24 protein-coding genes are annotated in these 26,597 nt (G+C 65.7%); 10 read left to right on the top strand and 14 right to left on the bottom strand.

Translation table 11 applies throughout. The features are described 5' to 3' along the window. Positions 1 to 45: 45 nt before the first annotated feature. Genes MTX34_RS06145 through MTX34_RS06130 form a run of 4 tightly spaced genes read right to left on the bottom strand, consistent with a single transcriptional unit; the run spans position 46 to position 4,269 of the window. Positions 46 to 852 (bottom strand): ABC transporter ATP-binding protein, encoded by an 807-nt coding sequence (locus MTX34_RS06145; protein WP_243608789.1) that lies wholly within the window; start codon positions 850 to 852, stop codon positions 46 to 48. Next, positions 849 to 1,916, bottom strand: a complete 1,068-nt coding sequence (locus MTX34_RS06140; protein ID WP_243608788.1) for an iron chelate uptake ABC transporter family permease subunit — start codon at positions 1,914 to 1,916, stop codon at positions 849 to 851. The genes MTX34_RS06145 and MTX34_RS06140 overlap by 4 nt, the downstream gene beginning before the upstream one ends. After that, complete coding sequence (locus MTX34_RS06135) at positions 1,913 to 2,965, bottom strand: iron chelate uptake ABC transporter family permease subunit (RefSeq protein ID WP_243608787.1); 1,053 nt, start codon at positions 2,963 to 2,965, stop codon at positions 1,913 to 1,915. Before MTX34_RS06135 ends, MTX34_RS06140 begins: the two co-directional genes overlap by 4 nt. A gap of 17 nt (positions 2,966 to 2,982) precedes the next feature. Beyond that, positions 2,983 to 4,269 (bottom strand): lysine N(6)-hydroxylase/L-ornithine N(5)-oxygenase family protein, encoded by a 1,287-nt coding sequence (locus tag MTX34_RS06130; RefSeq protein WP_243608786.1) that lies wholly within the window; start codon positions 4,267 to 4,269, stop codon positions 2,983 to 2,985. Positions 4,270 to 4,609: 340 nt separating this feature from the next. Between MTX34_RS06130 and MTX34_RS06125 the strand changes: the two genes are divergently transcribed. Then, entirely contained in the window at positions 4,610 to 5,716 is a 1,107-nt protein-coding gene (locus tag MTX34_RS06125; protein WP_243608785.1) for an ABC transporter substrate-binding protein, read from the top strand. Here the strand turns inward: MTX34_RS06125 and MTX34_RS06120 are convergent. Next, positions 5,703 to 6,128 (bottom strand): HIT family protein, encoded by a 426-nt coding sequence (locus MTX34_RS06120; RefSeq protein ID WP_243593877.1) that lies wholly within the window; start codon positions 6,126 to 6,128, stop codon positions 5,703 to 5,705. The two genes, MTX34_RS06125 and MTX34_RS06120, sit on opposite strands and share 14 nt — an antisense overlap. 68 nt (positions 6,129 to 6,196) lie before the next feature. On the opposite strand from MTX34_RS06120, the gene MTX34_RS06115 reads away from it, so the two are divergent. Continuing rightward, the gene (locus MTX34_RS06115) at positions 6,197 to 6,988 is read left to right on the top strand and encodes an HAD-IIA family hydrolase (RefSeq protein ID WP_243608784.1); all 792 of its coding nucleotides are present in this window, start codon (positions 6,197 to 6,199) and stop codon (positions 6,986 to 6,988) included. On the opposite strand, the gene purB is transcribed toward MTX34_RS06115, so the two are convergent. After that, on the bottom strand, positions 6,989 to 8,407 hold the full coding sequence (gene purB, locus MTX34_RS06110; protein WP_243608783.1) for an adenylosuccinate lyase: 1,419 nt from the start codon (positions 8,405 to 8,407) through the stop codon (positions 6,989 to 6,991). 107 nt (positions 8,408 to 8,514) lie between these two features. On the opposite strand from purB, the gene MTX34_RS06105 reads away from it, so the two are divergent. Further along, positions 8,515 to 9,165 (top strand): DsbA family protein, encoded by a 651-nt coding sequence (locus tag MTX34_RS06105; RefSeq protein WP_243608782.1) that lies wholly within the window; start codon positions 8,515 to 8,517, stop codon positions 9,163 to 9,165. 99 nt (positions 9,166 to 9,264) lie between these two features. On the opposite strand, the gene MTX34_RS06100 is transcribed toward MTX34_RS06105, so the two are convergent. Further along, entirely contained in the window at positions 9,265 to 9,903 is a 639-nt protein-coding gene (locus MTX34_RS06100) for a TetR/AcrR family transcriptional regulator (protein ID WP_243593881.1), read from the bottom strand. Between the two features lie 49 nt (positions 9,904 to 9,952). Between MTX34_RS06100 and MTX34_RS06095 the strand changes: the two genes are divergently transcribed. Continuing rightward, positions 9,953 to 10,984: a GntG family PLP-dependent aldolase gene (locus MTX34_RS06095; protein WP_279392944.1), complete on the top strand. Its 1,032-nt coding sequence runs from the start codon at positions 9,953 to 9,955 to the stop codon at positions 10,982 to 10,984. A gap of 18 nt (positions 10,985 to 11,002) precedes the next feature. Here the strand turns inward: MTX34_RS06095 and MTX34_RS06090 are convergent, their stop codons facing one another. Then, positions 11,003 to 12,163 carry a pyridoxal phosphate-dependent aminotransferase gene (locus tag MTX34_RS06090; RefSeq protein WP_243608781.1) on the bottom strand — a complete coding sequence of 387 codons (1,161 nt, stop codon included), beginning with the start codon at positions 12,161 to 12,163 and terminating at the stop codon, positions 11,003 to 11,005. Between the two features lie 167 nt (positions 12,164 to 12,330). On the opposite strand from MTX34_RS06090, the gene MTX34_RS06085 reads away from it, so the two are divergent. Then, a complete protein-coding gene (locus MTX34_RS06085; protein ID WP_243608780.1) occupies positions 12,331 to 13,167 on the top strand; it encodes a DUF559 domain-containing protein in 837 nt (278 codons plus the stop codon). A gap of 67 nt (positions 13,168 to 13,234) precedes the next feature. On the opposite strand, the gene purD is transcribed toward MTX34_RS06085, so the two are convergent. The 3 genes from purD to MTX34_RS06070 all read right to left on the bottom strand — a co-directional run bounded on the left by purD (position 13,235) and on the right by MTX34_RS06070 (position 17,794). Then, positions 13,235 to 14,485 (bottom strand): phosphoribosylamine--glycine ligase, encoded by a 1,251-nt coding sequence (gene purD / locus MTX34_RS06080; RefSeq protein WP_243608779.1) that lies wholly within the window; start codon positions 14,483 to 14,485, stop codon positions 13,235 to 13,237. A gap of 79 nt (positions 14,486 to 14,564) precedes the next feature. Then, positions 14,565 to 16,571, bottom strand: a complete 2,007-nt coding sequence (locus tag MTX34_RS06075) for a glycosyltransferase family 39 protein (RefSeq protein WP_243593886.1) — start codon at positions 16,569 to 16,571, stop codon at positions 14,565 to 14,567. Next, positions 16,568 to 17,794, bottom strand: a complete 1,227-nt coding sequence (locus tag MTX34_RS06070; RefSeq protein WP_243593887.1) for a bifunctional glycosyltransferase family 2/GtrA family protein — start codon at positions 17,792 to 17,794, stop codon at positions 16,568 to 16,570. Before MTX34_RS06070 ends, MTX34_RS06075 begins: the two co-directional genes overlap by 4 nt. Before the next feature lie 88 nt (positions 17,795 to 17,882). On the opposite strand from MTX34_RS06070, the gene MTX34_RS06065 reads away from it, so the two are divergent. Next, positions 17,883 to 18,308 carry an HIT family protein gene (locus tag MTX34_RS06065; protein WP_243593888.1) on the top strand — a complete coding sequence of 142 codons (426 nt, stop codon included), beginning with the start codon at positions 17,883 to 17,885 and terminating at the stop codon, positions 18,306 to 18,308. Positions 18,309 to 18,416: 108 nt separating this feature from the next. Continuing rightward, on the top strand, positions 18,417 to 19,799 hold the full coding sequence (locus MTX34_RS06060) for an MFS transporter (RefSeq protein WP_243593889.1): 1,383 nt from the start codon (positions 18,417 to 18,419) through the stop codon (positions 19,797 to 19,799). Here the strand turns inward: MTX34_RS06060 and MTX34_RS06055 are convergent. Then, a complete protein-coding gene (locus MTX34_RS06055; protein ID WP_243593890.1) occupies positions 19,782 to 20,438 on the bottom strand; it encodes a response regulator in 657 nt (218 codons plus the stop codon). The genes MTX34_RS06060 and MTX34_RS06055 overlap by 18 nt on opposite strands. After that, complete coding sequence (locus MTX34_RS06050) at positions 20,435 to 22,099, bottom strand: sensor histidine kinase (protein WP_243593891.1); 1,665 nt, start codon at positions 22,097 to 22,099, stop codon at positions 20,435 to 20,437. The genes MTX34_RS06055 and MTX34_RS06050 overlap by 4 nt, the downstream gene beginning before the upstream one ends. Before the next feature lie 168 nt (positions 22,100 to 22,267). On the opposite strand from MTX34_RS06050, the gene MTX34_RS06045 reads away from it, so the two are divergent. The 3 genes from MTX34_RS06045 to MTX34_RS06035 are packed head-to-tail and all read left to right on the top strand — an operon-like array spanning position 22,268 to position 25,212. Continuing rightward, positions 22,268 to 23,650, top strand: coding sequence for a CitMHS family transporter (locus MTX34_RS06045; protein ID WP_243608778.1), 1,383 nt, complete (start codon positions 22,268 to 22,270; stop codon positions 23,648 to 23,650). A 33-nt stretch (positions 23,651 to 23,683) separates the two neighbouring features. Continuing rightward, positions 23,684 to 24,094: a universal stress protein gene (locus MTX34_RS06040; RefSeq protein WP_243593893.1), complete on the top strand. Its 411-nt coding sequence runs from the start codon at positions 23,684 to 23,686 to the stop codon at positions 24,092 to 24,094. Then, positions 24,091 to 25,212: an AbrB family transcriptional regulator gene (locus MTX34_RS06035; protein WP_243608777.1), complete on the top strand. Its 1,122-nt coding sequence runs from the start codon at positions 24,091 to 24,093 to the stop codon at positions 25,210 to 25,212. Before MTX34_RS06040 ends, MTX34_RS06035 begins: the two co-directional genes overlap by 4 nt. On the opposite strand, the gene MTX34_RS06030 is transcribed toward MTX34_RS06035, so the two are convergent. Beyond that, on the bottom strand, positions 25,192 to 26,577 hold the full coding sequence (locus MTX34_RS06030) for a HAMP domain-containing sensor histidine kinase (protein WP_279392973.1): 1,386 nt from the start codon (positions 26,575 to 26,577) through the stop codon (positions 25,192 to 25,194). The genes MTX34_RS06035 and MTX34_RS06030 overlap by 21 nt on opposite strands. Positions 26,578 to 26,597: the final 20 nt, after the last annotated feature.

Below are 26,597 nucleotides of genomic sequence, written 5' to 3'. Positions count from 1 at the left end.
GAGACCTTCGAGCTGACTCGGCGGCCGTTCTCCACCAATTCTAAACTAAGCCTTGCCTAGCCTGTGACCGCCCACCTTGGGAATCACCAACGGAGTGTGTGATTCCGGATCGTCGATGATGCGGCACGGCAACCCGAAGACGGCCTCGACCAGCTCGGCGGTGACGACGTCGGCGGGCGCGCCTTCGGTGACCACCGCTCCGTCCTTCATCGCGATGATGTGGTCGGCGTACCGGCAGGCGTGGTTGAGATCGTGCAGTACCGCGACGAGAGTGCGACCGTTCTCCTGGTTCAGACCGGCCAACAGGTCGAGCAGTTCGACCTGGTGCGCGATGTCGAGGAAGGTCGTCGGTTCGTCCAACAGCAACAGTGGCGTCTGCTGCGCGAGAACCATTGCCACCCATACGCGTTGCTGCTGTCCGCCGGACAGTTCGTCGACCGGACGGGCGGACAGTGATGTCACTCCGGTGGCGTTCATGGCCTCGATCACTGCAGCCTCGTCCACCGCCGACCACTGCCGGATCAGCTTCTGATGCGGATAACGGCCCCGCGCAACGAGATCGGCCACCGAGATACCGTCGGGTGCGATGGAGGTCTGCGGAAGCAGGCCGAGGCGTCGGGCAACTTCTTTCGCCGGATACGACGAGATCGACTTCCCGTCCAGCAGAACGGTTCCGTGCGAGGGCTTCAACAGCCGCGAGAGCGCCCGCAGCAGAGTCGATTTGCCGCAGGCATTCGGTCCGACGATGACGGTGAACTTGCCGTCGGGAATCTCGACGGTCAGGTTCTCGCTGACGACACTCTTGTCGTAGCCGACCGTGATGTCGTCGGTGTGCAATCGAGGCTTCGTCACTGCTTCCTGCCTTCCCGCGCCAACAACCACACGAAGTATGCGCCGCCGACCGATACGGTCACCACGCCCACCGGCAGCTGAGTGGGAGCGAAGACGCGCTGCGCAACCACGTCGCTCACGACCAACAGCAGCGCTCCCATGCACGCGGCGGGCACCATCGTCACTCCCGAGGTGCCGGTGAGGCGGCGCGCCAACTGCGGTGCAGCGAGCGCGATGAACGAGATGGGCCCCGCCGCCGCGGTGACCAACGCGATGAGTGCAACTCCCAGGAACACCAGCATCAACCGGGTCGGCTCGGGACGCACACCGAGCGCCCTCGCCGCGTCGTCCCCCATCTCCAACATCGGCAGCCGACGCGAGAGCAGCGCCAAGCCCGACGCGATGACGATCGACACTGCCAGTACGGGTCCCACCTGCGACCATCCCAGCCCGTTGAGCGTGCCCGCGCCCCACACTGCGGCTGCGATCGCGTCGTCCAGGTCGGCCCTGATCACGAGCCAGGTGTTGACGGAGGCAAGTACCGCACTGACGGCGATCCCGACGATGATCAACCGAAAGCCCTGTACCCCTCGCCGGTATGCGAGCAGATACACCACCGCGGCCGTGGCGAGGCCACCGACGAGCGCGCCCGCTCCGGTCCGGTAGTAGCCACCACCGAGGGCGAGGATGACAACGAGCGCGCCGGTGTAGGAACCGGTGGCGAATCCGATGATGTCCGGGCTGCCCAGAGGATTTCGCGTCAGAGATTGGAATATCGCACCCGATACACCGAGGGCGGCTCCGAACAGGAAGGCCAGTGCAACTCGGGGAAACCGCCACTCCATCACCACGATCTCGGTCAGGCGTGGCGCGTCGCCGAACACCGCGGTGAGCACCTCGTTCGGCGGAATGTAGAAGTCGCCGGTCCCGACCGCGAGAACGGAGACCACCACCGTGACCAGAAGCAAGGCCGCGCAGACGCCGACCGCCCGGATATCGATACGGCCGTCCACTCGATCCCGCACTCGAACGACCCACAGCTTTCGGCCGAAATCGATGCCGCCGCGGTGTTGTTCACGGGTCACAGTCCGCTCGCCTTCTTCCGGCGGACCAGCACGATGAGCACCGGTGCGCCGACGAACGCGGTGACGATGCCGACCTGCAGCTCCCCCGGCCTGATCACGATACGTCCGACCACGTCCGAGAGCAGGAGCAAGCCCGGTGCTGCGAACACCGTGTAGATCAGGATCCAGCGCTGGTCCGGGCCGACGAACCATCGCACCATGTGTGGAATCATCAGTCCGACGAATCCGATGGGACCGGCAGCCGCCGTCGCAGCGCCGGCGAGCAGAGTCACTGCGACGACACCGATGATTCTGGTACGAACCACGTTCGCCCCCAACGACTGCGCCAGGTCGTCGCCGAGCGCGACCGCGTTGAGGGGACGAGCGATGAGGGCGGCCAGGAAGACGCCGACCGCGATGAACGGGGCGATCTCGAACGCGACGTCCACACCCCGACCGGCCAACGACCCCGCACCCCAGAACCGCATCCTGTCGAAGGCATCCGGATCGAGCAGCAGCATGCCCGAGGTGATGCCGCCGAGGACCGCACCGAGCGCAATTCCGGACAGCGTCAAGCGAATCGGAGTCGCTCCCGCTCGCCCCAGCGACCCCAGCGCGTACACCGCCACTGTGGCGAGCACGGCCCCGGCGAACGCGAACCAGATGTAGGACCGAATGCCGGTGACACCCAACACACCGACGGCGATCGCGACGAGGAACGCCGCCCCGGCGTTGACACCGAGGATTCCCGGGTCGGCCAGTGGATTTCGCGTCATCGCCTGAATCAGCGCACCGGCCACCCCGAGGGCGATCCCGACCAGCAACCCGAGAACGGTACGGGGAAGCCGCAGTTCGCGGACTATCACGGATTCGGTGGATCCGTCGGTGAAGAACAGCCCGCGCCACACCTGACCGATCGGGATGTACTCGGTCCCCACCGAGATGCTCACCAGGCACAACGCTGCCAAGACAGCGACGACGAAGAACAATCCTGCGGCCCGCCGCGCATCGGTACGAGCCAGGCCACCGACTTCAGCCGGAACGTCTCGCTGTTCCGGCTCGTCGCCCACGCTCGTCCTCACCCGATTCACACCACCGATCGCACCCTCGCGCTCACAGCGGACTTCACGATCTCACCGCTGCGAACAGCGATGTTGGACAACAAGGACGAGGTCAGACCGTGCGTGTGCTCGGTGCCGCCTTGGAGGTAGATCGAACCCGCACTCGGTTCTCGCGTCACGAGTCGGTAGTCACGCGTCACGCGAGGACCGCGAGAGTCGTATTCGACGGCGTCGAACAGTGGACCGAGGATCTCGGGTAGATCGAGGGACGTGAAGCCGGTGGCATAGACGACAGCGTCGCACAGTACGTCCTCGGCCAGCCCCGTCGGGCCGTGCTCTACGGAGACACGCACGCCCGACGTCTCCTCGGTGGCTCCGACCAACCGGGATGCTCCGTGCACGAACAACCGGCGCTGCCCGCTGACCCGCTCGGCGTACTCGCGCGCGTACAACTCCTCGATCAGCGGCAGGTCGACGGCGGAATAATTGGTGCCGCGGTGATACTGCAGCAACTGTTCGCGCAGCGTGTGCGACGACGAATAGAAGTCGTCGACGGCCGTCGGATCGAAGATGCGATTGGCGTACGGGCTGTCGTCCGCCGGGCTGTACCCGTACTTGCGCAGCACCGCGTGCACCGAGGCATCGCTGTACGTCGAGTGCAGGTAGTCCACCACCTCGGCTGCGCTCTGCCCGGCACCGACGACGACGAACGCGCGATGCGTTTGCGACGGCAACCGATCGAGATGGCCGAGAAGATCGTGATTGTGGAACTGCCGGTCCGACGCAGTGACCCCGTCGGGCAGGGTGGCGGTCAGTCCACCGGCGAGCACGATGTTGCGCGCCCGGACGGTCCCGGTTCGCCGGCCATCGGTACGGACGCCGTACCCGTCGCCGGTGTCGACGACGTCCACCGCTCGGGTCCCGTAGTGCACGGTCGCGTCGACTTTTCCGGCGGCCCAGGCCAGGTAATCGTGGAACTCGAGCCGACTCGGGAAGAACGTCTGCAGGTTGATGAAGTGATTGAGCCGATCCTGCTCCGACAGATACGCCAGAAAGGTGTACTCACTGCCGGCATTGCGCTGCGTCGCCAGGTCCTTGAGGAACGAGATCTGCATCGAGGTGCCCGGCAACAACATGCCGGGGTGCCAGGCGAACTCGTCCTTCGACTCGATGAAACACGAGGTCAGACGCTCGGCCGGCGCGCATGTTCGATTGTGTTCCTCGATCGCGATGGCCAGACCGAGATTGGAAGGACCGAATCCGACGCCGACGATGTCGTACTGACCGTCGACGTGGTCGTTGTGCGGGGTCATCGACCGATCGCCCCCGAGATTCGATCGGTGGAGTGCAGATCGGCATGAACGAGGCCTACACGGTGGATCGCTCCACCGAGCTGGGTGCGGTGCATGAGGCGTCTCCTTCTACTTGCGGACGAGATTCGGGGTGACGCCGGCGAGGGTCCGTCGGTGGCCGTCTCGGCAGTGCCCAGCGTCCTGGCTCGATGTCATGAGCAACGCTACTTGCCTACGGTAGGCTAACCTAACATTCTCTCGGCTACAACGGCTCCGTCGTTCGCCGAGTGCGCCCGGAAACGTGTGCGGCCCTCGATCTCCCTCGGTTCCACCGTCCATCATCGAACGCGAAAGTGAGCGCATGTCTTCGACAAGAATCCGCACCATGGGGCGATACAGATCCGGCCCCCGCGCCCGCACCGGAGGTATCGCGGTGCTCGTGCTTCTCGCCACTGCAGCGTGCAGCAGCGGCACCACCGACACCGAGGTCGTCGACCTCAACGCGAACCCAGCCGCGTGCGGCGAGAACGACCGCGTCGATGCAGTCGACCGAGCATCGGGACCGTTCACGTACACCGACGGTCGTGGACGCACGATCTCGCTCGATACTCAGCCGACCAGAATCATCGCCGACGAAGAATCGGCCGCGGCTCTGATGTCGTACGGAATCAGACCCATCGCCATCTGGTCGACGACTCCGATGTCCACCAGCCCGATTCTGAACTGCTCCGATCTCACGGGCATCGAATCGGTCGGCGAGAGCTGGGGGACATTCGATATCGAGAAAGCCGCCGGCCTCGAACCGGATCTCGTCATCGGCGAGTACAACCCTCGATTCGGCCAGTTCGGCAAGCTGACCACCACGGCCGACTCGTCGAAGGCAGACACGATCGATCTGCTCGCCCCCACTCTGGGTGTCACCTTGGATACGACCTCGACGGCGAAGACCATCGAGAACTACGCCGGACTCGCATCCTCGCTCGGCGTCGACCTCGACACGCCACAACTGGCCGACATCAAGGCCGAATTCGACGCCGCCGTGACGAAATTCGAGGAGGTTGCCTCGGAGCGCCAGGACCTCACCGGCGTCGGCGTCTGGCCACTCGACGTCGCGTACGTCCTCGACCCGTCGGCAGACCCCGACTTCAGCGACTATCAACGGTGGGGCCTGAGGATGTACACCCCCGACGGCACCGATGACGGGTACTGGAAGAAGGTGTCGTGGGAGAACGTGTCGACCGTCGACGCCGACGTCGCGTTCGTCTATCACGACGTCGCCAACGCCGCCGACGTGAAGCTCGCCGATATCCCGAGTCGTTACCCGGCCTTCGACACGATCGCCGCCGTCGACGACCAGCAGATGGTGTTGTGGGACTACGGCGCCAACAAGAGCTACAGCCGCTACACCAAGACCATCGACGTCTATGCCGACGCGCTGTCCAAGGCGAAGAAGGTCACGACCGAGTGAGAGCGGCTGCGATCTCTGTGGCCTGCCGGTCCAGTTCGGATCGCTGCGGCGACGACGGCCGAGCCCGCAGCCCGAAGCCGTCGCCGATCATCCGGGGGATCACGTGCAGGTGCACGTGGAAAATCTCCTGACCGGCCACCGTGCCGTCGGCGAGAAAGAAGTTGACTCCGGCGACACGCGGATTGCTTGCTCGCACAGCGGCGGCCACTTTCTGTCCCACCACGAACAGGTGCGCCCCGATCTCCGGTGGCAGCTCCTCGAGAGTCCGGAACTGCTGCCTGGGCACGACCAGCACATGTCCGCTGGTGAGCGGCCTGATGTCCATGAACGCAACCGCTGTCTCGTCCTCGTGGACGCGAGAAGCCTCGGCCGTCCCGGCAATGATCTCGGCGAAAATCGTGTAGGGGTTCACAACCACCGAGCGTAGGCGCTCGGTGCTCTGAGGCTGCAGAGCCCGAAGCCGGAGACTACTGTTTGTCGATGGGTATCGGCGGGGTTCTTTTCGACATCGACGGCGTTCTGGTGACGTCGTGGCAAGCGGTGCCAGGGGCAGCGGACACTCTGAAGTACTTGGACAGCAAGGACATTGCGCGCGCATTTCTGACCAATACGACGTCGAGGACGCGTGAGCAGATCGCGACCGCACTGCGCGATGTCGGGCTGGACGTCCATTCGGACGAGATCGTCACGGCCGCGTCGCTCACCGCAGATCATCTTCGCGAGAACTATCCGGATTCACGGGTGGTGCTGATCAACAACGGTGAGATCGCAAGGGACATGCCGGGAATCGACTTCGTCGACGAGACGTCCGAGGATCCCGACGTCGTGGTGGTCGGCGGTGCCGGGCCGGAGTTCACGCACGAGCGGCTCAGCCGCGTCTACGACTGGCTGTGCCGCGGCATACCCGTCGTCGCAATGCACAGGTCGTTGATGTGGAGCACCGGTGGCGGGTTGCGCATCGACACCGGCATGTACCTCGCCGGGATGGAGCAAGCGTCCGGGCACGCTGCGAAAGCGATTGGCAAGCCCGCTCCCCTGGGCTTCCGGACGGCATCAGATCGAATGGGCGTCGACCCGGACGACGTCGTGATGGTCGGTGACGATCTCGACAACGACGTCCTTGCCGCCCAGGTCGTCGGCATGACGGGAGTACTCGTTCGCACCGGGAAATTCCGTCAGGACGTCCTCGATCGACGTATCACCGACGAGTTCGCGATGGAACCCGACCACGTGATCGACTCGGTCGCCGACCTCCCCGACGTCCTCGCCTGACTAGAGAATGGGCGACGGGCTGTACGACGCTCCGGCCGGGAATTTCGCGATCAGCCGCTCCACGGCCGAGACGACAGCACCGACCTGAGCGTCGGCCGCACCGATGAAGGCCGTCTTGTCGGCCAGTGCCGCATCGAGGGCAGCGCGGTCGAGTGGCAGCCGATCATCTGCGGCGAGGCGGTCGAGCAGGTCCGGGTCGAGTCCCTGCTCACGCATCGCCAATGCGACGGCAACGGCGTGTTCCTTGATCGCCTCGTGTGCGGTTTCGCGTCCGACGCCCGCGCGCACGGCTGCCATCAGCACCTTGGTCGTTGCGAGGAACGGCAGGTAGCGGTCGAGTTCCTTCGCGATGACCGCTGGATACGCCCCGAATTCGTCGAGCACGGTCAGGAAGGTCTCGATGAGACCGTCGATGGCGAAGAACGCGTCGGGCAGCGCGACGCGGCGAACAACGGAACAGAAGACGTCGCCCTCGTTCCACTGCGCTCCGGCGAGCTCGGCGGCCATCGATCCGTAGCCGCGCAGCACCACCTGCAGGCCGTTGACGCGCTCACACGACCGGGTGTTCATCTTGTGCGGCATCGCCGACGAGCCGACCTGGCCCGGCTGGAAACCTTCGGTGACGAGTTCGTGGCCTGCCATCAGTCGGACGGTGTGTGCGAACGAGGACGGGCCGGCACCGACCTGGACCAGCGCGGACACGACCTCGTGGTCGAGCGAGCGCGGGTAGACCTGGCCGACGCTGGTGAGCGTGTGGCGGAAGCCGAGGTGGTCGGCAACGATCCGCTCGAGAGCGACCAGCTTGGCGGAGTCACCGCCGAACAGGTCGAGCATGTCCTGCGAGGTGCCCATCGGCCCCTTGATTCCACGCAGCGGGTAGCGCGCGATCAGTTCCTGCACCCTCGACAGCGCCAACAGCAGCTCGTCCGCGGCAGACGCGAATCGCTTGCCCAGCGTGGTGGCCTGGGCAGCGACGTTGTGACTGCGCCCGGCCATCACCAGCGAGGAGTACTCGGCCGCGCGCTCGGCGAGCCGCTTCGCGACAGCAACGCCGTGCCCGTGGACGTGTTCGAGTGAGCGCAGAATCTGCAGCTGCTCGACGTTCTCGGTAAGGTCGCGGCTGGTGAGTCCCTTGTGGATGTGCTCGTGCCCGGCGAGGGCGTTGAACTCCTCGATGCGAGCCTTGACGTCGTGCCGGGTGACCCGCTCACGCTCGGCGATCGACGCGAGATCCACCTGATCGACAACGGCTTCGTAGTCGGCGATGGCAGCGTTGGGGACGTCGACTCCGAGGGAGGACTGCGCGCGCAGCACGGCAATCCACAACTGACGTTCCAGGACGATCTTGTGCTCCGGAGACCACAGCTCCACCAGTTCGGGACTCGCGTAGCGGGTGGCCAGGACATTCGGGATGCTCACGAGCGACCAGCTTACGTGGCGCAGTTGTCGGTCTCGGAAGACGACTGCACTGTTCCCTCCTGCCGGCCGCTGGAATAACCGCAGCGCGCTCCCATGTTGCAGGCGTCGTGAGCCGAACAGTGAAGGTCGACATCTGGTCCGACATCGCGTGCCCGTGGTGCTTCGTCGGCAAGCGCCGTTTCGAGGCAGGCGCTGCGGAGTTCACCGCCGGGGGCGGAACGCTCGAGGTGGAGTTCCACTCGTTCGAGCTCGCACCCGACACACCGGTCGACTTCGACGGCAGCGAGGTCGACTTTCTCGTCTCTCACAAAGGGATGCCGGCCGCCCAGGTCACGCAGATGTTGGCGCAGATGACCGAGCTGGCCGCAGCCGAGGGGCTCGCGTACGACTTCGACGCCCTGCAGCACACCAACACCGTCAAGGCGCACGAGCTCCTGCACTTCGCCAAGTCGAAGGGCAAGCAGGTCGAGATGAAGGAACGGCTCCTGGCGGCCTACTTCGAGGAGGGCCGACATGTCGGCCGCACCGATGACCTCGCCGACCTTGCCGCGGAGATCGGCCTCGACCGTGACGAGGTGGTCGAGGCGCTGAGGTCCGAGGAGTTCCTGCCGGCAGTGCGCGCGGACAAGGAGCAGGCCATCGCCTACGGGATCAGTGGTGTGCCGTTCTTCGTGATCGACGGACGGTTCGGTGTGTCGGGCGCGCAGAACCCGTCGGTGTTCACCGACGTCCTGCACAAAGCCGCTGCCGGCTCATGAGCGGTCCTTTGGAGATCGTCGGCGACGACGGCCCCGTCTGCGAGAACGGCGTGTGCGAGGTGCCACCGATCCACGACGCAGACTCCGGCTCGAGAGCAGTCAATCGGCCGGCACCTGTTCCGCCGGTGCCACGACGTCGATGACCGCGAGCAGCATGCTTCGGGCCATGTGACGGGGGTCGGGATCCACTTCGCTGAGCGCTCCGACGACGGCTCCGTCGACCACTGCCACGAGTCGTCGTAGCTGCTCTTCCTGCACGGTTCGGCCCGATCTGCGCAGCACGTCGGTGAGCAGGTCGTCGATCTGGGCGCGCAGCCGTAGTTGCACCTCTCGCAGTTCGGGATGCCGTGCCGAGGCGATGAAGCGTTCGTAGCGCGCGATCAGCTGCTCGTGGCCGTCCAGGGGCCCGATGAGAAGGTCGACGATGAGATCGACCGTCGACTCCATCTCGTTCGAGCACTTGCCCTCGTCGTCGATACGACCGCGCATGACGTCGATCTCGCGCGTCCCGACGACGTCGACCGCCGCGGCTACCAGGTCTCCGAGGGACTCGAAATAGTAGGTGGTCGACGCCAGCGGCAATCCGGCTCGTGCGGCCACCGATCGGTGCCGCACCGCGTCGAATCCGCCCTCGACGAGGAGGTCCGCAGCGGCCGACGCCAATGCCTGGCGGCGGCGCACCCCCTTCGGAGTCGCACCCGACACCTTGTGTTGCGACTCGGTCGGACCTGCGGACATTCAAGTCATCGTGCCAGCTCGAGGCCGTTCGTCGGACTGCTTTCGCGCTATGGAATTGTCGACACTTGTGGCACATCGAACGATCGACCTTCGCTCCGACACCATCACCCGACCCGATTCGGTCATGCGAAAAGCCATGGCCGACGCCGAAGTGGGCGACGACGTCCTCGATCACGATCCGACGATGGCGGCGCTGGAAGAAGCCGTGGCAGGTCTGCTCGGATTCGAGTCGGCCCTGTGGGTGCCGTCGGGGTCGATGGGCAACATCATCGCGCTGATGCTGCATCTGCAGCGCGGCGATCGCTTCCTGGCACCCGAGCACGCGCACGTGCTGGGGTCCGAGCTCGGTACCGCAGCATGGCTCGCAGGCGGTATGCCCGACGCCCTCCCCCACGACGCCGGGCCCGGCCGTCCCCTCGCGTCGACGGTCCGCGCGAAAGCCGGTGGTGCCGGGCCGTACTTCGCGTTGCGGACGACGCTGCTCTCGCTCGAGAACACGCACAACTTCGCCGGCGGTGCCGTGTTCGGGCCGGACGAGTGGGCGGGACTCGTTGCGGCCGGGCGTGATTGCGGGTTGAAAGTCCACCTGGACGGCGCGCGACTGTGGAATGCCGCTGTCGCCCTCGATGTTCCGATCGCGTCACTCACTGCAGGCGCCGACACCGTGCAGGTGTGCCTGAGCAAGGGTCTCGGCGCACCCGTCGGCTCGATGTTGGTCTCGGATTCCGCACGTATCCACGAGGCTCGCCGCGTGCGAAAGATGTTGGGCGGCGGCGTTCGTCAGGGTGGTGTTCTTGCTGCCGCAGGGCTCGTCGCATTGGACCGAATCGGTGATCTGGCCGAGGATCATGCCAACGCGTCCACCCTTGCTTCCGGGCTGCGCGAGCGGGGCTGGGACGTGCCGACCCCCGAAACCAACATCGTGCTGGCCACTGTCGAAGACCCAGCGCAGACGGTGAGCGAGCTGGCCGAGTTGGGCATCGCCGCGGTCACCGTTGCGGGCAAGGTGCGCTTCGTGACCCACCGCGACGTCGATGCCGCAGATATTTCCGAGGTGTTGGAGCGGCTGCGCCGCATGTGAGCGGCACTTCGTAGCCTGCTACGAATTACCGCTCACGACCCGAAGTCGTGCCAACGCCTCCTGGACGTCAGCCGTGGTGCCGGCGAACGAGAATCGCACGGTGTGGTTCCCGCGTAACGTATCGAAATCGACGCCCGGTGCCAGTGCGACACCGGTCTCGGACAGCACTCGGGCACACCAACTTCGCGAATCGTCCGTGAGGTGCGCAATGTCGGCGTACACGTAGAAGGCACCGTCGGCCGGTGCGAGGTCGGTGATGCCCATGGCCGGCAGACCGTCGAGCAGAATTCTGCGGTTGACGGCGTAGCGCTCGACATGAGAATCCAACTCGATGCGGGACTCCTCGGTGAACGCGGCGATGGCGGCAACCTGCGAGATCGCCGGCGGGCACACCGTCATGTTCGACGCCAATCGTTCGACGGCTCTGCGCAATCGGGCCGGCAGCAGCATCCAACCCAACCGCCAGCCGGTCATCGAGAAGTACTTCGACACCGATCCGATGGCGACGGATTCCTTCGACGTCTCCCAGGCGCTCGCCGTCTGCGCATCGCCGTACGAGATGCCGTGGTAGATCTCGTCCGAGATCAGCAGAGTTCCGTGCTCGTCGCACCACCGCGCGATGGCGGCCAACTCGTCGGGGTCGATGATCGTGCCAGTGGGGTTGGCCGGGCTCGCGATTATCAGCCCCGCGGGCGGCTCGGGCAGTTCCTCGAGCATGGCGACGGTCGGCTGGAACCGCGCACTCTCCAGGCAGTCGAGTTCGACGACGCGGCAGCCCAACGCCGCCAACGTGTTTCGATACGCCGGATAGCCCGGCCTGGCCATGACGACGGTGTCACCCGCGTCGAACGCAGCGAGGAACAGCAGCGTGAACGCGCCCGACGAGCCGGTCGTGATCACCACGTCGTCAGCGCCGACGGTGATGCCGTACCGCGCACTGTGATACTCGGCGATCGCGCGACGCAGCGGCAGAATCCCGAGCGTCTCGGTGTACCCGAGCAGATGCGCATCCAGAGCCTCGCGAGTGGCGCGCAACACCGGCTCGGGCGCTCGGGTGGAGGGCTGACCTGCAGCAAGAGACAGCACGTCGCCGTGAGTGCGCGCCCGCTCGGCCGCCGCGGCGAACACATCCATCACGTGGAACGGCTCGACCTTCGACCGCTGCGATTCACTGTGCATTCGACCGACCCTACCGACCTCACCGCCCACAATTCGCACTACTACACGGCATGCCGTCGGAGCCTTCGCACAGTGTGACCTGGGGTCAGTTATCCACAGGAATCAAGGCTATCCACAATTCACGAATCTCTCTCCCGCGACGACTGTTTCGACGCAAGGCTGTGCGAATGACGGTATACACGCAACAACAACTACTCGATTCGGGACTGACCAGAGGAGCTATCACCTACCGCACCAAGACCGGAAAGTTGACGCGGATACTGCCTGCCATCTACTGCACCGGCGAGCCCGATTTCCGCGACCGGTGCGCCGCGGTCACGTTGTGGCAACCGAAAGCCGTGCTCAGTCACCTGACGGCTGCGTGGTGGTGGACCCTGCTCGACCACGAACCGGAGCAGGTTCACCTCACGATCGCTCGCTCGACGAAACGGGCAGGCCCGCCGTGGGTTCGCCAATACCGCCGAACCCTGATCGAGTCCAGCTACGTCGATCTCCTTCCCGTTGTCACGATCGAACAGTGCATCATCGACGCTGCAGCCATGTTGCCCAATACTGCACTGGAGCGATTCTTCGACGCCGCTCTCACGCACAAGGTCAGCTGGCGGGCGGTTGCGCTGCAGTGTGAGAAGTCTGCAGGTATGGCCGGGATTGCAGCGGTGAGAAAACAACTACGCGTGTGTTGTCCACGCACCTTGTCCGAGCCGGAGCGGATAGTGGCGCGCGCACTCACGGCGCGGGGCTACCACTTGGAAATCAACGCCGAGGTGGGCCGGTACTTTGCGGACCTGATGGACCGGAGGTCACGGGTGATCGTGGAGATCGACGGCCGTGAGTTCCACATAGAGTCCACCGTGTTCACCAGCGATCGAGTTCGGCAGAACGCTTTGCAACTCGACGGTTGGTTGGTTCTGCGTTATTCGGCAGCGATGGTGATGAGCAACCTCGCGTACGTGGTGGACCAGATCATCGATACGGTGCGTCGACGCCGGAAGGCACTGACCTGAGCGCCCACAATTCGCTCCCACAATCGGGAAAAGGTGTTTCAGCACGAATAGTGGGCGCTGAGGTCATCTACAGCGAGATACGACCCTCCACCGCAGCCAGGCCGATGTCGGTGCGGAAGTGGCTGCCCGGCAAACGGATTCCCGCGATACGCGAGTAGGCGTCGTCTCGGGCGGCGGTGAGGTCGAATCCCGTGCCGACCACGCTGAGCACGCGTCCACCCGCGGAGACGACCGCACCATCCTTCACCGCGGTGCCCGCATGCAGGACGCCTTCGCCATCCGAGCCGAGAATCTCGTCACCGGTACGCGGTCGACCGGGGTAGTTCTCGGCGGCGATGACAACGGTGACGGCCGCGCCGTCCTTCCAGCGTAACGGCGCAAGCGATGCAAGTGTGCCGGTTGCAGTCGCGTTCAGCACCTCGCCGAGGGGCGAGTCGAGCAGCGCCAGCACCGCCTGGGTCTCGGGATCGCCGAAGCGACAGTTGAATTCGACCACAGCCGGGCCGTCGGCACCCATTGCCAGACCGGCGTACAGCAGACCGGAGAACGGCACGCCGCGCTGCACCATCTCGGCGGCAACAGGCTTCACCACGTCGCGGACGATCTCCTCGACCGCACCCTCGGGCAACCACGGCAGCGGGGTGTACGCGCCCATGCCGCCGGTGTTGGGTCCGGTATCTCCATCGCCGACGCGTTTGTGGTCCTGCGCGGGCAGCAGCGGCACCACTGTCTCGCCGTCGACGAGGCAGAACAGAGACACCTCGGGGCCGTCGAGGAACGATTCGAGCAGAACCGGGTGGCCGTTCTCGAGGAGTTCGGCAGCGTGATCACGGGCGACGAGACGATCGGTGGTGACGACGACGCCTTTGCCCGCCGCCAATCCGTCGTCCTTGACCACCCAATGGGGACCGAAACGGTCCAGTGCTGCGTCGAGCAGGGCGGGCGAGTCGACGATTTCACTGTGCGCGGTTCGCACTCCGGCCGCTGCCATCACGTCCTTGGCGAATGCCTTGGACCCTTCGATGCGGGCGGCGTCGGCGGACGGGCCGAACGCGGCGATGCCGGCTTCCCGCAGCGCGTCGGCCACACCGAGAACGAGGGGCACCTCCGGTCCGATGACCACAAGATCGGCTTCGAGCTTCTTCGCCAGCTCGGTCACCGCCTCGCCGGAGGCCACGTCGACCGCGTGCTGCTCGGCAAGCTTCGCGGTGCCTGCGTTGCCGGGAGACACGAAGAGCTTCTCGACCGACGGATCGGCCTTCAACGCAAGTAGAAGGGCGTGCTCACGAGCACCGGAACCTATGACAAGTACGCGCACAGTGCATCAGACTATCTGCTCGACGCGACAGCGCCCCGCACCTGTCACGGTGCGGGGCTTTCTCGTGGTGGTATCGGTGCTACCGCGTGAGGTCGTAGAACGTCACGTTGTCGACGGTGGTCGCGGTGAAGTTCTCGGCGACCCACGCCGAGATCGCGGCCGAGGTTCCCGACTCCATGCCCGGGATGCCGCCGCCTCCGATGAAGTAGTGGATCTCTCCGTCGGCGACGTACTGCTGGAATTCGGCGAGTGTCGGCGACGGGTCGGTGCCGTTGAACCCGCCGACGGGCATCACGGGCTCCTCGGTGGCCAATTGATAACCGGCCGCCGTGTTGGCTCCGATGGCCGCTGCCACCCAGGTGTAGGAGTCTGCGTCCTGCTCGAGCATCTCGGTGATCGCGGCGGTCGGCGCACTACCTTCGAGAAGACCGCCCATTCCACCACCCAGCTCGGCACCGGCCGCACCGTCACCACCCGGCATCTGGCCGGGAGCGCCCGCCGGTAGCTGCATCCCGGCCGGCAGCTGCATCCCGGCCGGCAACTGCATTCCACCCGGCATCCCGCCCTGACCACGTCGACCCTCGCCCATGCCGCCGAATCCGCGCATACCGGTGTCGGGCCCGGCCGAGACGATGGATCCGTTGTGCGGAGTGTCGATCGTGTCGACGGCGTAGGCCGTCGGGCCGGCGAGCCCGGCGAACAACACCGCCAGGATCGACGCCGCGGCCAGCCTGCCGCGGGTCAGCGCCGGGATCAGCAACGCGACGGCCGCCAGAAGTCCGACGACGAGAATCGCCCACTTCAGCCACGGCACAAAGCTCGCGCTACGACCGAGCAGCACCCACGCCATCACGACGCTCGACGCCAACGCGACGACCATCGCGATGCGCACCCAGTACCTCTCGCGTCGCTGCCACAGCACGACACTGCCGATGCCGACGAGAGCAGCGACGGCGGGCGAGAGCGCAACGGTGTAGTACGAGTGAAAGATTCCGGCCATGAAGCTGAATGTCAGACCGGTGACGAGCAAGCACGATCCCCAGACGATCATCGAGGCTCGTTGCACATCTGTCCGAGGGGCTCTGCCGCGCAGCACGAGTCCGACCACGAGCAGGATCGACGCGGCCGGGATCAGCCAGGCGATCTGGCCGCCCTGGGAGGCGTCGAACATGCGGAAGATGCCGGTCTCTCCCCACATCGAAGCGCCCATACCTGCTCCCGTACCGCCGCGGCCGGGGGTGACACTTCCGGTCTCGTCACCACTGAGGCGGCCGAATCCGTTGTAGCCGAGTGTCAGTTCCAGAATCGAATTGTTCTGCGAGCCACCGATCCACGGGCGGGAGGACGCCGGCCAGAATTCCACGATCAGAATCCACCATCCCGCCGCGACGATCATCGCGCCCAGCGCTCCGAAGAGCTGCCACAGTCGAGTGAGGAACTTCGGCGGACCGGCGATCAGATAGGTCAGCGCCAGTGGCGGTACGACGAGCATCACCTGGAGTTGCTTGGTGAGGAAGCCGAATCCGACGAACATGCCGGTGATCAACAGCCACTTGGTCTTTCCGGTCTCGACGCCTCGCAGCAGCGCCCACACCGAGGCGATCATCAGCAGCACCAGCAACGCGTCGGGATTGTTGAACCGGAACATCAATGCGGCAACCGGAGTCACGGCCAGTACCAGGCCTGCGAGCAGACCGGCCGCGCCACCGAAGCGACGCTTGACGGTGGTTCGCAGCAGTGCCACGGAGGCGACTCCGAGGAGAGCCTGAGGCACGAGCATCGCCCAGGTGTTCAGTCCGAAGATGCGCACCGACAACGACATCAACCACAGCGACATCGGGGGCTTGTCGACGGTGATCGAGTTGGCGGCGTCGGAGGATCCGAAGAAGAAGGCTTTCCACGACACCGAGCCCGCCTGTATCGCAGCGGAATAGAAGGAGTTGGCCCAGCCCGATGCACCGAGGCCCCAGATGTAGGCGACACCGGTGCCGACCAACAGCGCGATCAGCCCGATCCGTTCCCACCGTGGGGAGTTCTCGCGGGTGGGCGGCGCGGCCTCGGCGGGACGCTCGATCACGGTGGTCACAGTGCCTTCTTCGAGTCACGGAAGACCCACCGCAGTGCGACGAATCGGCACACGGTGGCAACGAGATTGGCGACGATGAGGACCGCGAGTTCCACGTGCCGGGACACCTCGGGTGCCCACGCGTGCAGCACAGCGAGCGACCCACTGGTGACGAGCAGGGCGAAGCCGAAGATCGCCAACCCCTGCAGTTGATGCTTGCCTACGCCGTCCGATCCACGGACGCCGAAGGTGAAGGCACGGTTGGCCGCCGTGTTGAGCACCGCGGTGATCAACAGTCCGAAGAAGTTCGCGGCCTGCGCGCCGATCAAGGAATGCAGTACGAGGTACAGCAACGCATACGCGACGGTGCTGGCGATGCCGATGATGCCGAATCGCACCATCTGGCTGATCATTCCGTGCGGTACTCCGGGCACGAGCGGCTCCCGTCCCAGGCTTCGACGCAGTTCGGCGACCGGAAGCACTCCGGTGGCCAGGGCGCGGCCGACGCGCCAGCATCCCTGCAGGTCCTTGACGGCGGTGTCGACGAGATGGACGCTGCTGTTCGGGTCGTCGACCCAGTCGACGGGTACCTCGTGGATTCGCAGCCCAACTCTCTCTGCGATGACGAGCAATTCGGTGTCGAAGAACCATCCGTTGTCTTCGACCAGCGGCAGCAGTTGCCGAGCGACATCGGTTCGCATGGCCTTGAAGCCGCACTGCGCATCCGAGAAACGTGCGCGCAGAGACGCACGCAGAATGAGATTGTAACTGCGCGAGATGAATTCACGCTTCGCGCCACGGACAACCCGGGACGATCGATCGAGTCGCGATCCGATGGCGACGTCCGAGTGACCGGACATCAGCGGCGCGATCAGCGGCATCAGAGCGTTGAGGTCGGTGGACAGATCGACGTCCATGTAGGCCACTACTTCGGCGTCCGATGCGAGCCACACGGCCTTGAGAGCGCGGCCGCGGCCCTTCTCGTCCAGGTGGTGAACCTGAACTGCCTCGATCTCGTCGGCGAGCCGCTGTGCCACGGCGAGGGTGCCGTCGGTACTGGCGTTGTCGGCGATGGTGATTCGCGACCGGAACGGGATCCGGTCCTCCAGATGCTCGTGCAGACGACGAATGCACTGTTCGAGATCCGCCTCTTCGTCGTATACCGGAATGACCACCTCGAGAGTGGCCGTGGCGTTCGAGCCGGGCCGCTGGCCTGCTGCTCGTACGAGGGATTTTGTTGTCATGAGGCAACCCTCGTGTGCGCAGCTGGACCGATCCTGCGACAGACCTGGCAATCACCTGGGAGGAACAGCAGTAAGGCATCCTGTTCCCATGGCTTCCATCTTCAGCAAGATCATCGCCGGTGACATCCCGGGACGTTTCGTGTGGCAGGACGACGACGTGGTTGCGTTTCTGACGATCGCGCCGGTCACGCAGGGCCACACGTTGGTGGTTCCGCGCGAGGAGATCGACCAGTGGCAGGACGTCGACGGGGCCGTGTTCGCCAAGATCACTGCCGTTGCGCAGATCATCGGCCAGGCCGTCCGAACTGCATTCGACGCTCCCCGCGCCGGACTGCTGATCGCCGGGCTAGAGGTTCCGCACCTGCACCTGCATGTGTTTCCGGCGTACGACATGGGGAACTTCGACATCTCGGGTGCCGATCCGAATCCGTCGGCGGAGTCACAGGACGAGGCGGCGACCAAGCTCCGGGCGGCGTTGCGTGACCTCGGGCACGAGGCTCACGTCCCGAACTGACACCCCGGTCGCGCAAGCCTCGACGCAGAGGCGTCGACAGTCGTCGACGCGTCCGTAGCTGCATCGGCACCTGGTCGGGTGTTCGATCACCCGACCACAAGGACAACGATGACCGACGCTGCACCCTCGCCCGCCGGCACTGCGAACAGCACCCGCGCGCTCACCATCGCAGCGCTCGGCACCCTGCTGACCCTGATGGCGTTCACCGCACCGCTCGCGACCATCAACAGCACCGCGGCAGACCTGATGTCGGACGCAGCAGGACGCACCTGGATTCTCAGCTCGATGAGCATCGGCCTCGCCGCGGCCCTACTGACCACCGGTACCGTCGCCGACGACTTCGGACGTCGTCGCACGTTCGCACTCGGTGCCGCCGTTCTGGCCGTCGGAGCTGTTGCCTGCGCCGTCTCGCCCAACACGCTGATCTTCGTCGTGGCGCGGATCCTGCAGGGCCTGGGCGGCGCAGCCGTCGTCGCATCGAGCCTGGGCATCATCGCGCACACCCACCCGGCCGGTCCGGTGCGCGCGAAAGCCAGCGGAGTCTGGGGTGCGAGCGTGGGTGCCGGCATTGCCCTCGGTCCACTGCTCGCCGCGGTATTGGATCGCTGGGCAAGTTGGCGTGAGGCCTACGTGGTGCTTGCGATCGCCACACTCGCGCTCGCCGTCGCCGCACACCTGCTCGTCGAAGAATCCATCTCCGACGCCCCGCGAGGCCTCGATCCGATCGGCGCGCTGCTGTTGGCGTCGGGCATCACCGCGTTGCTGGCCGCGCTGGTCGAGGGCAGACAGGGTTGGACGGCCGTGACCCCGATCGTTCTCTTCGTCCTCGCAGCCCTGTTACTGGCCGCCTTCACAGTCCTCGAATTACGCAGCACCACAGCGATGCTCGACCTGAACCTCTTCCGACACCCACCGTTTCTGGCCGCCACGATCGCCGCGCTTGCCACCGGCGGTGGCATCATCGCGCTGTTGTCGTACATGCCCGGATTTCTCGGAACCGTATTGGGAATCGATGCGCTCGGTGCCGCCCTGTTGCTGTTCGGCTGGTCGGCCACCTCCGTGGTCACCGCCTTGCTCGCCCGCAGGTTGCCCGCGTCCCTGAGTGGCCGAACGCAACTTGCCGTCGGTCTGGTGGGCGTTGCACTCGGCATGCTGATGCTCACAGGGTTGTCCGAGAACGCAGCCTGGCCGCGATTGCTGCCAGGACTACTCGTGGCAGGCGTCGCCAGCGGAGTGCTCAACGCCGCTCTCGGACGCGAGGCCGTGGCCAGCGTGCCCGCCGGACGCGGCGGCATGGGCAGCGGGGCGAACAACACTGCGCGCTACGTCGGATCCGCCATCGGTGTCACCGTCGTTGCGGTGGTTGCCGTTCCGGCCGGCGACCACAGCGCAGCGGTGCTGGTGCACGGATGGAACACCGCAGCTCTGGTCACCGCGGCAATTTCTGTGGTCGGAGCCGTGGTCGTGGCGGCCTCACGCACCCGGAGGTAGCGAGTACTCCTGCTCCGGCCTCCCGGTCGACCCGTAGCGCAGCTGCATGCGCAGTCGCCCCTTGGACACCAGGGTTGCCAGATAGCGCTGCGCCGTCGCACGTGAAATGCCGATCGCTGCAGCAACTTCACCCGCGGACATCGGCTCGGCCGTCGTGCGCACCGCGTCGAGCACGAGATCACGGGTGACGGACTGCGAGGACGGCAGCGGTGCCGCAGCCCGCGGACGGAGCGCATCGAGTCCGCTGTCGATGTCGGCCTGGCTCAGCTCGTCCGCACGGTCCAGAGCGCTGCGGTACGTCAGGTATCCGGTCAGGCGATCGACCAGCGCCGAGCGCGGAAACGGTTTGATCAGATACGTCCAGGCACCCGCGGTCATCGCCGAGCGCACCGTCTGCTGATCCGCTGCAGCGGAGAGCACCACTGCGTCGCACTCGAGTTCGCGCACCAGGTCGATTCCGGACCCGTCGGGCAGATAGACGTCGACCAGCGCCAGATCGAACGAGTGCGTCGACGCCAACTCCCGCGCCTGGGCGATGCTCGTCGCCACCGCGGCCACCTCGAAGTTGTCGAGCGAATTCACCAGTGCCGCATGCAGATCCGCGACTCGGAAATCGTCGTCCACCACCAGTACTCTCATTGCGACACCTCGTCGGTCAGTAGTGCATCCGGTATCGACGCAATGAACACTGCGCCGCCTCGTTCGTTCTCGTCGGTGATCTGCCCACCGACATCGGCCAACGTCACGTCACCGCCGCGGGTGCGCGCGATCTGCCGACTCAGCGCCAACCCCACGCCTCGACCGCCCGGGGATTCCGCCGTCGACTTGGTCGAGACTCCCTCCACGAACACCTGATCGAGTTCCAGATCCACACCGTCGCCGGAATCGACGACCACGATGTGCAGCGTCGAACCGTCCTGCACCAGCTCCACTTCCACCTCGGCCGGCCGCCTGACTCCCATCCTGGCCGCATCGATCGCGTTGTCCACCAAATTGCCCAGCACGGTCGTGACGTCGACGGGAACGGCGACCTCTCCCCCGACCCAGGTGTTCTCGCCCAACACCATTCGAACCCCGCTCTCGCGGGCATGCGCGGCCTTCGCCGTCAGGAACGACCGCAGATAGGCGTCGGACACGGCATCGATGCCCTCGACGGTTTCCGATCTCGGCCCCACACCGAGGATCTCGTCGATGTACTGCGACGCGCGATCCGGATGGCCCTCGTGCAGGAGTCCGCTGACCAGATGCATCCGGTTCGCGAACTCGTGACGTTGGGCGCGCAGCACCGCCGACATCGACTGCACCGCGTCGAGCTGACGCGTCAGCGTCTCCACGTCGGTCCGGTCGCGCACGGTCAGCACCGTACCCAGATTGCGATTGTCACGCAGCACCTTTCGGGCGGAGGCGATGACGACCACCTCGTCCACGGCCGCGAGCACCGGCTCGGCCGTCGGAGTTCGGATGACCTCGAGCAATCTGGGGGTCAGGCCGATGTTCTCGATGCGCATTCCCGGTTTGCCGTCGATCGAGAGCAACGTACGCGCCTCGTCGTTGACGACCGTGACGACTCCGTCGGGGTCGACGGCGACGACACCCTCACCGATCCCGTGCAGCACCGCCTCCTGTTCACGGACCAATTCGGCGAGCTCCTCCGGCTCCAGCCCCAGCGTCAGTCGTTTCCATCTGCGCGCCAACAGGGTCGAGCCGGCAAGACCGAGCAACAGCACGGCACCGGTCACCAAGCCGCCGTTGATCAGATCTTTCACCAGCTCGGTGCGCACGGCCGTCGTGGAGATGCCGACGCTCACTTCGCCGATCACCAGGTCGGTCGAACCGAGCGCCAGCACAGGCACTTTCGCACGTACGGAGTCGCCGAGCGTGCCACGCTCCTGTTCGACCACCTCGTTACCCGCCAACGCACCCGAAGGATCGGTACTCACCCGCTGGCCCAGCACCGTCGGATCGGGGTGCGCCAAGCGCAGACCCCGATCATCGGTGATGACGACGAACAGGGCGTCGGTGCGATTGCGCGCACCCTCGGCAGCGCGCTGCAGCGCACCGCCCGCCAACACTCCCGCGGGCGCGGCATCGGTGCCTGCGGTGTCGACGGCCGAGAACTGCTCGACGAGCGAGCGCACCTCCGGGTCCGACGCCACCGTCCGGGCGACTGCGAGCGCACGTTCGCCGTATTCCTCGCTCGCCTGCCTGCCACTGCTGATCGCGAACACCCCGAACGCCACTGCCAGGGCCACCGCCACCAGCGCTGCCTGCAACAACAGCACCTGGGTCCTCAATCGCACAGACTCAGGCTATGCGCCGAGCGGGCTCGAGCACAATGCGCAAAAGGCTCTTTACGTTGCTTGCGCGGGTAGTGCGCACAACGGCGACCATGTGATGCCGGTTACGTAACTTCAGTCACAGACGCAGTCCAACCGGACCCACCTCACACATTCGAGAAGGAGTGCACGATGTTGGTGATACTCGGCTTCCTCATGGTAGCCGCCTTCATGTTCTTGATCCTGACCAAGAGAGCCACGCCCGTCGTCGCACTCACCCTCGTACCCGTCATCTTCGGCCTGCTGGCCGGCGCGGGGCTCGGCATCGGTGACATGATCACCGACGGCATCAAGTCCCTCGCCCCTACCGCAGCCCTACTGTTCTTCGCCATCATCTTCTTCGGAATCATGATCGACGTCGGACTCTTCGACCCACTGGTGCGCGGCATCCTGCGCCTGGTGCGCAACGACCCGATGAAACTCGTTGTCGGAACTGCCATTCTGGCCATGGTCGTCTCGCTCGACGGTGACGGCTCCACCACGTTCATCATCGTCACGTCCGCGCTGCTGCCGCTCTACCTCAAACTCGGTGTCAGCCCGGTGATCCTGACGGTCGTCGCCGGTCTCGCCAACGGCACGATGAACATCATTCCGTGGGGCGGCCCGACGGTTCGCGCTGCTTCCGCTCTCGGCATCTCCCCGTCCGACGTCTTCGTTCCGATGGTTCCGTCGATGATCGTCGGCCTGATCATCGTGCTGCTCTTCGCCGTTCACCTGGGCATCATGGAGCGCCGACGCATCGGCAAGCTGATCTACGAACCCGAATTGGTGGCCTCCGGTGGCGGCGGCAGTATCCGTAAGGGCGGCAAGGCAACCGGCGGAGCAGGCACCGGCGGATCGGACAACGGCGAATCGGGCCAGTTCTTCGACGGCCTCGACCCCAATCGCGACACCCTGCGCCCCAAGCTGCTGTGGTTCAACGCTGCGCTGACGGTCATCCTCCTCGTCATCCTCGTCATGGACATCCTGCCCATCCCGGTGCTGTTCATGATCGCCGCCTCCATCGCCCTGACGGTCAACTTCCCCAAGGTCAAGGAGCAGGGCGACGCGATCGCACGGCACTCGTCCTCCATCGTCTCCGTCGTCGCCATGGTGCTCGCCGCCGCAATTCTGACGGGCGTGTTCCAGGGCACCGGCATGGTCGAGGCCATGGCCGAGTGGCTGCTCAACGTCATCCCGTCCGGCATGGGCCCGTACCTGGCCGTCATCACCGGCATCCTGAGCATCCCGCTGACGTTCTTCATGACCAACGACGCCTTCTACTTCGGCATCCTCCCGGTGCTGACCGAGACGGCGAGCAAGTACGGCATCGACCCGGTCGAGATGGCCCGTGCCTCGATCACCGGTCAGCCCGTCCACCTGCAGAGCCCGCTGGTTCCGGCCATCCTGCTGCTCGTCACCCTCGCCGGAGTGTCGCTGGCCGATCACCACAAGAAGGTCCTGTGGCGAGCGGTGGTCGTCTCCCTCGCGATGCTGGCCGTCGGCATAGTCCTCGGCCAGATCCCGTTCGGCTGATCCCCCACCCCACCTCTCGTAGGAGAAACCGTCATGACTGTTGGCGTACTGCACAACAATTCACCCGAGGGCCGCGCAGCATTGGCAGCCGCCGTTCGAGAGGCACGCATCCGCGAGACGGACCTCGTGGTCCTGCACGCCCTGTCGGGATCGGCCGAGCCGTCCGCCGAGGCCGCCGAAACTGCTGCAGTCTCCACTGCAGTGGACACGGCCCTCACCGACATCGACCACGCCGACGCCGTCTCCTGGACCGTGGCGGTGGGCAGGCCCGATCCCGATGCCGTCAATACCCTGCTGACACTGGTCGAAGAGCAGAAGTCCGAGATCCTCGTCGTCGGGTCACGCCACCGTTCGGCCGTCGGCAAGTTCCTGATGGGGCAGACGATTCAGCGTCTGCTGCTCGAGATTCCGGTCCCGGTTCTGCTCGTCAAGTCCGGAGTGTGAGTGTCTCAGACCGCGCCGGAAAAGTAGTGGGGCACAGCCTCCGATGGATCGGCCTCGCGGCCGTATCCGTCGGGGGCTGGGCCCTTTTCGCGGCGCTGGGGCTCACGGCACCGTCACTGTTCGCGGCTCTCGTCGTCGCCGTGGTCTTCGCACTGACCGGTCTCGGACCCGCGGCTGTCCCCCGTTCACTCTCGATGGCGGCGCAGGGGACCCTGGCGGTGACGATCGGGCTGATGCTCGACACCGAGACACTCGGTGCGCTGGGCGAGAACTGGATTCCCGCCGTTCTCGTCGGCGCGGGAACGCTGGTCGTCAGCGCCGGCTGTGGCGCTCTGCTGGCACTGCATCGTGATGTCGACCCGGTCACCGGTGCCTTGTCTCTCATTGCCGGTGGCGCAACGGGTCTGGTGTCGATTGCCCGGGAGCTCGGCGGCGACGAGCGGATCGTCGCCGTGGTCCAGTATCTCCGCGTGGCGTTGGTGGTGGTCACGATGCCCCTGATCGTCACCTTCGCCTTTCACACCGACACCGGTGGTGGGGCCGGAACACAGGAGCAGTCGACGACGCCCTGGTACATCGGCACGGCGTTTCTGCTGGGAGCCGTCGTCGTCGGAATCGTGCTCGCCCGTGTGATCAGACTGCCCGCACCGGCAACGCTCGGACCGCTGGTCGTGGCGGGCGCCTGCGAGCTGCTCGGGTGGCCCGTGGACATCTCGGTGCCCACCGTGCTGCTGCCGGTGGCATTCATCGTCATCGGATGGCAAGCGGGACTTGCCTTCACGACCGCGAGCCTGCGGGCCATCGGACGGATCTTTCCGTGGGCAGCGCTGTTGGTTCTCTCGATCGGCCTGGTGTGCGCCCTGTTCGGTTGGGCGCTGTCTGCGATCACCGGGGTCAGCATGCTCACCGGCTACCTCGCCACCACACCCGGCGGATTGGCCGCCGTGCTCGCGGTGTCCGCGACGACCGGATCCGACGTCACCTTCGTGGCGTGCGTTCAGGTGATCCGGCTGGTGTCAATGCTCGTCGCCGCGCCTCTCGCCGCAGCCGCGTACACGAAGCTGGCCGAACGCAAGAAGGCCAGGACGGAACGCGAATCAACCGTCGGCGCGAGGTAATTCGACCCGGAAGGTCGCGCCCTCCCCCGGGACGCTCTGCACGCTCACCGTGCCGTTGTGCGCGGCGACCAGGGCCGCGACGATCGACAACCCCAGCCCGCTCCCGCCGCTCTCCCTGGTCCGCGAGGAATCGGCACGATAGAAGCGCTCGAAGACGTGCGCAGCCTCCTCCTCTCGCAGACCCGGTCCGGTGTCCTGTACTTCGAGCAGCACCGAGGACTGGGTGGTCCCCACACACACGGTGATCGACGCCGATTCGGGCGTGTGCCGAACTGCGTTTCCGACGAGATTCGCGAGTACCTGACGCAGCCGGGCGTCGTCGCCGTCGACCTCGGGAATTCCCGGTCCCGCCAACACCTTCAGCGAGATGTCGCGCTGGGGCGAGACCGCCTTGGCGTCGTGCACGGCATCGGCGGCGATGGTCAGCAGATCGACTCGGCGCACTTCGAGGGGCCGTTGGGCGTCGAGGCGCGCGAGCATCAGCAGGTCTTCGACGAGCAGTCCCATGCGCGCCGACTCGCCCTCGATTCGGTTCATCAACACGGCGATGTCGCTCATCGCGCCCTGCCGGTACAACTCGGCGAACCCGCGGATCGTCGTCAGCGGCGTCCGTAGTTCGTGACTGGCGTCGGCGACGAAGCGGCGCATCCGATCCTCGGACGCACGTGCCGCCTCCTCCGAGGCAGCGGTTGCCGCGAAGGCACGCTGAATCTGCGAGAGCATGCCGTTGAGGGCCAACGACAATCGGCCCACCTCGGTCTTCTCACTCCATTCGGGCACTCGGCGATGCAGATCCCCGGCAGCGATGGCCGCAGCAGTCGTCTCCACCTCCCGCAACGGTCGCAGACTGCGCCGCACCACGAAGTAGGCGATCACGGCCAGTGCCAGCAACACCGCCGCGCCGATGTAGAACTGGAGAACCGCGAGCCTGCTGACGGTCTGCTGGTTGGCGCTGAGCGACATTCCCACGGTGGTGGAACCCTGGTTGTTGGTCACCGTGATCACCCGCCATTGTTTCGACGGGTCACCCTCGGAACCGACGGTCGTCGGGATGGCGGACGGCGTGCCCGACAGATCCGGAACATCCTCTGCCACATCGTTGATCGGACCACGGACGGTACCGTCGGTGGCCACCGAACGAACGAAGAAGTTGGACGGCGGTCTGTTCGGGCTGGGTTCGTCGACCGGGAAGGGCGGGCGTTCTCCACCCGGCTTCGCCCACCCCTGGGACGCCTCGATCAGTTGACTGTCGAGGCGTCGCATCAGCGAGGTCTCGAGCGACGAGGTCACCGCAACCCCCGATGCCAGCAGACCGAGCCCGACCAGCAGCAGCAACGCTGCGACCAAGGTGAACCGCAGCGGCAGATTCCGAATCCGAACTCGAA

This window comes from Rhodococcus sp. ARC_M5 (genome assembly GCF_022810405.1).
GTDB classification, from domain to species: Bacteria; Actinomycetota; Actinomycetes; order Mycobacteriales; family Mycobacteriaceae; genus Rhodococcoides; species Rhodococcoides navarretei.
Note: the sequence above shows the minus strand (reverse complement) of the source record. Positions and strands in the feature narration are given on the sequence as shown.

Excerpts from the sequence above, each read along its gene's own strand:
- MTX34_RS06130 (WP_243608786.1), bottom strand. The coding sequence starts at position 4,269 with ATGACCCCGCACAACGACCACGTCGACGGTCAGTACGACATCGTCGGC.
- MTX34_RS06125 (WP_243608785.1), top strand. The coding sequence starts at position 4,610 with ATGTCTTCGACAAGAATCCGCACCATGGGGCGATACAGATCCGGCCCC.
- MTX34_RS06115 (WP_243608784.1), top strand. The coding sequence starts at position 6,197 with ATGGGTATCGGCGGGGTTCTTTTCGACATCGACGGCGTTCTGGTGACG.
- MTX34_RS06100 (WP_243593881.1), bottom strand. The coding sequence starts at position 9,903 with ATGTCCGCAGGTCCGACCGAGTCGCAACACAAGGTGTCGGGTGCGACT.
- MTX34_RS06095 (WP_279392944.1), top strand. The coding sequence starts at position 9,953 with ATGGAATTGTCGACACTTGTGGCACATCGAACGATCGACCTTCGCTCC.
- MTX34_RS06090 (WP_243608781.1), bottom strand. The coding sequence starts at position 12,163 with ATGCACAGTGAATCGCAGCGGTCGAAGGTCGAGCCGTTCCACGTGATG.
- MTX34_RS06085 (WP_243608780.1), top strand. The coding sequence starts at position 12,331 with ATGACGGTATACACGCAACAACAACTACTCGATTCGGGACTGACCAGA.
- MTX34_RS06070 (WP_243593887.1), bottom strand. The coding sequence starts at position 17,794 with ATGACAACAAAATCCCTCGTACGAGCAGCAGGCCAGCGGCCCGGCTCG.
- MTX34_RS06065 (WP_243593888.1), top strand. The coding sequence starts at position 17,883 with ATGGCTTCCATCTTCAGCAAGATCATCGCCGGTGACATCCCGGGACGT.
- MTX34_RS06060 (WP_243593889.1), top strand. The coding sequence starts at position 18,417 with ATGACCGACGCTGCACCCTCGCCCGCCGGCACTGCGAACAGCACCCGC.
- MTX34_RS06055 (WP_243593890.1), bottom strand. The coding sequence starts at position 20,438 with ATGAGAGTACTGGTGGTGGACGACGATTTCCGAGTCGCGGATCTGCAT.
- MTX34_RS06045 (WP_243608778.1), top strand. The coding sequence starts at position 22,268 with ATGTTGGTGATACTCGGCTTCCTCATGGTAGCCGCCTTCATGTTCTTG.
- MTX34_RS06040 (WP_243593893.1), top strand. The coding sequence starts at position 23,684 with ATGACTGTTGGCGTACTGCACAACAATTCACCCGAGGGCCGCGCAGCA.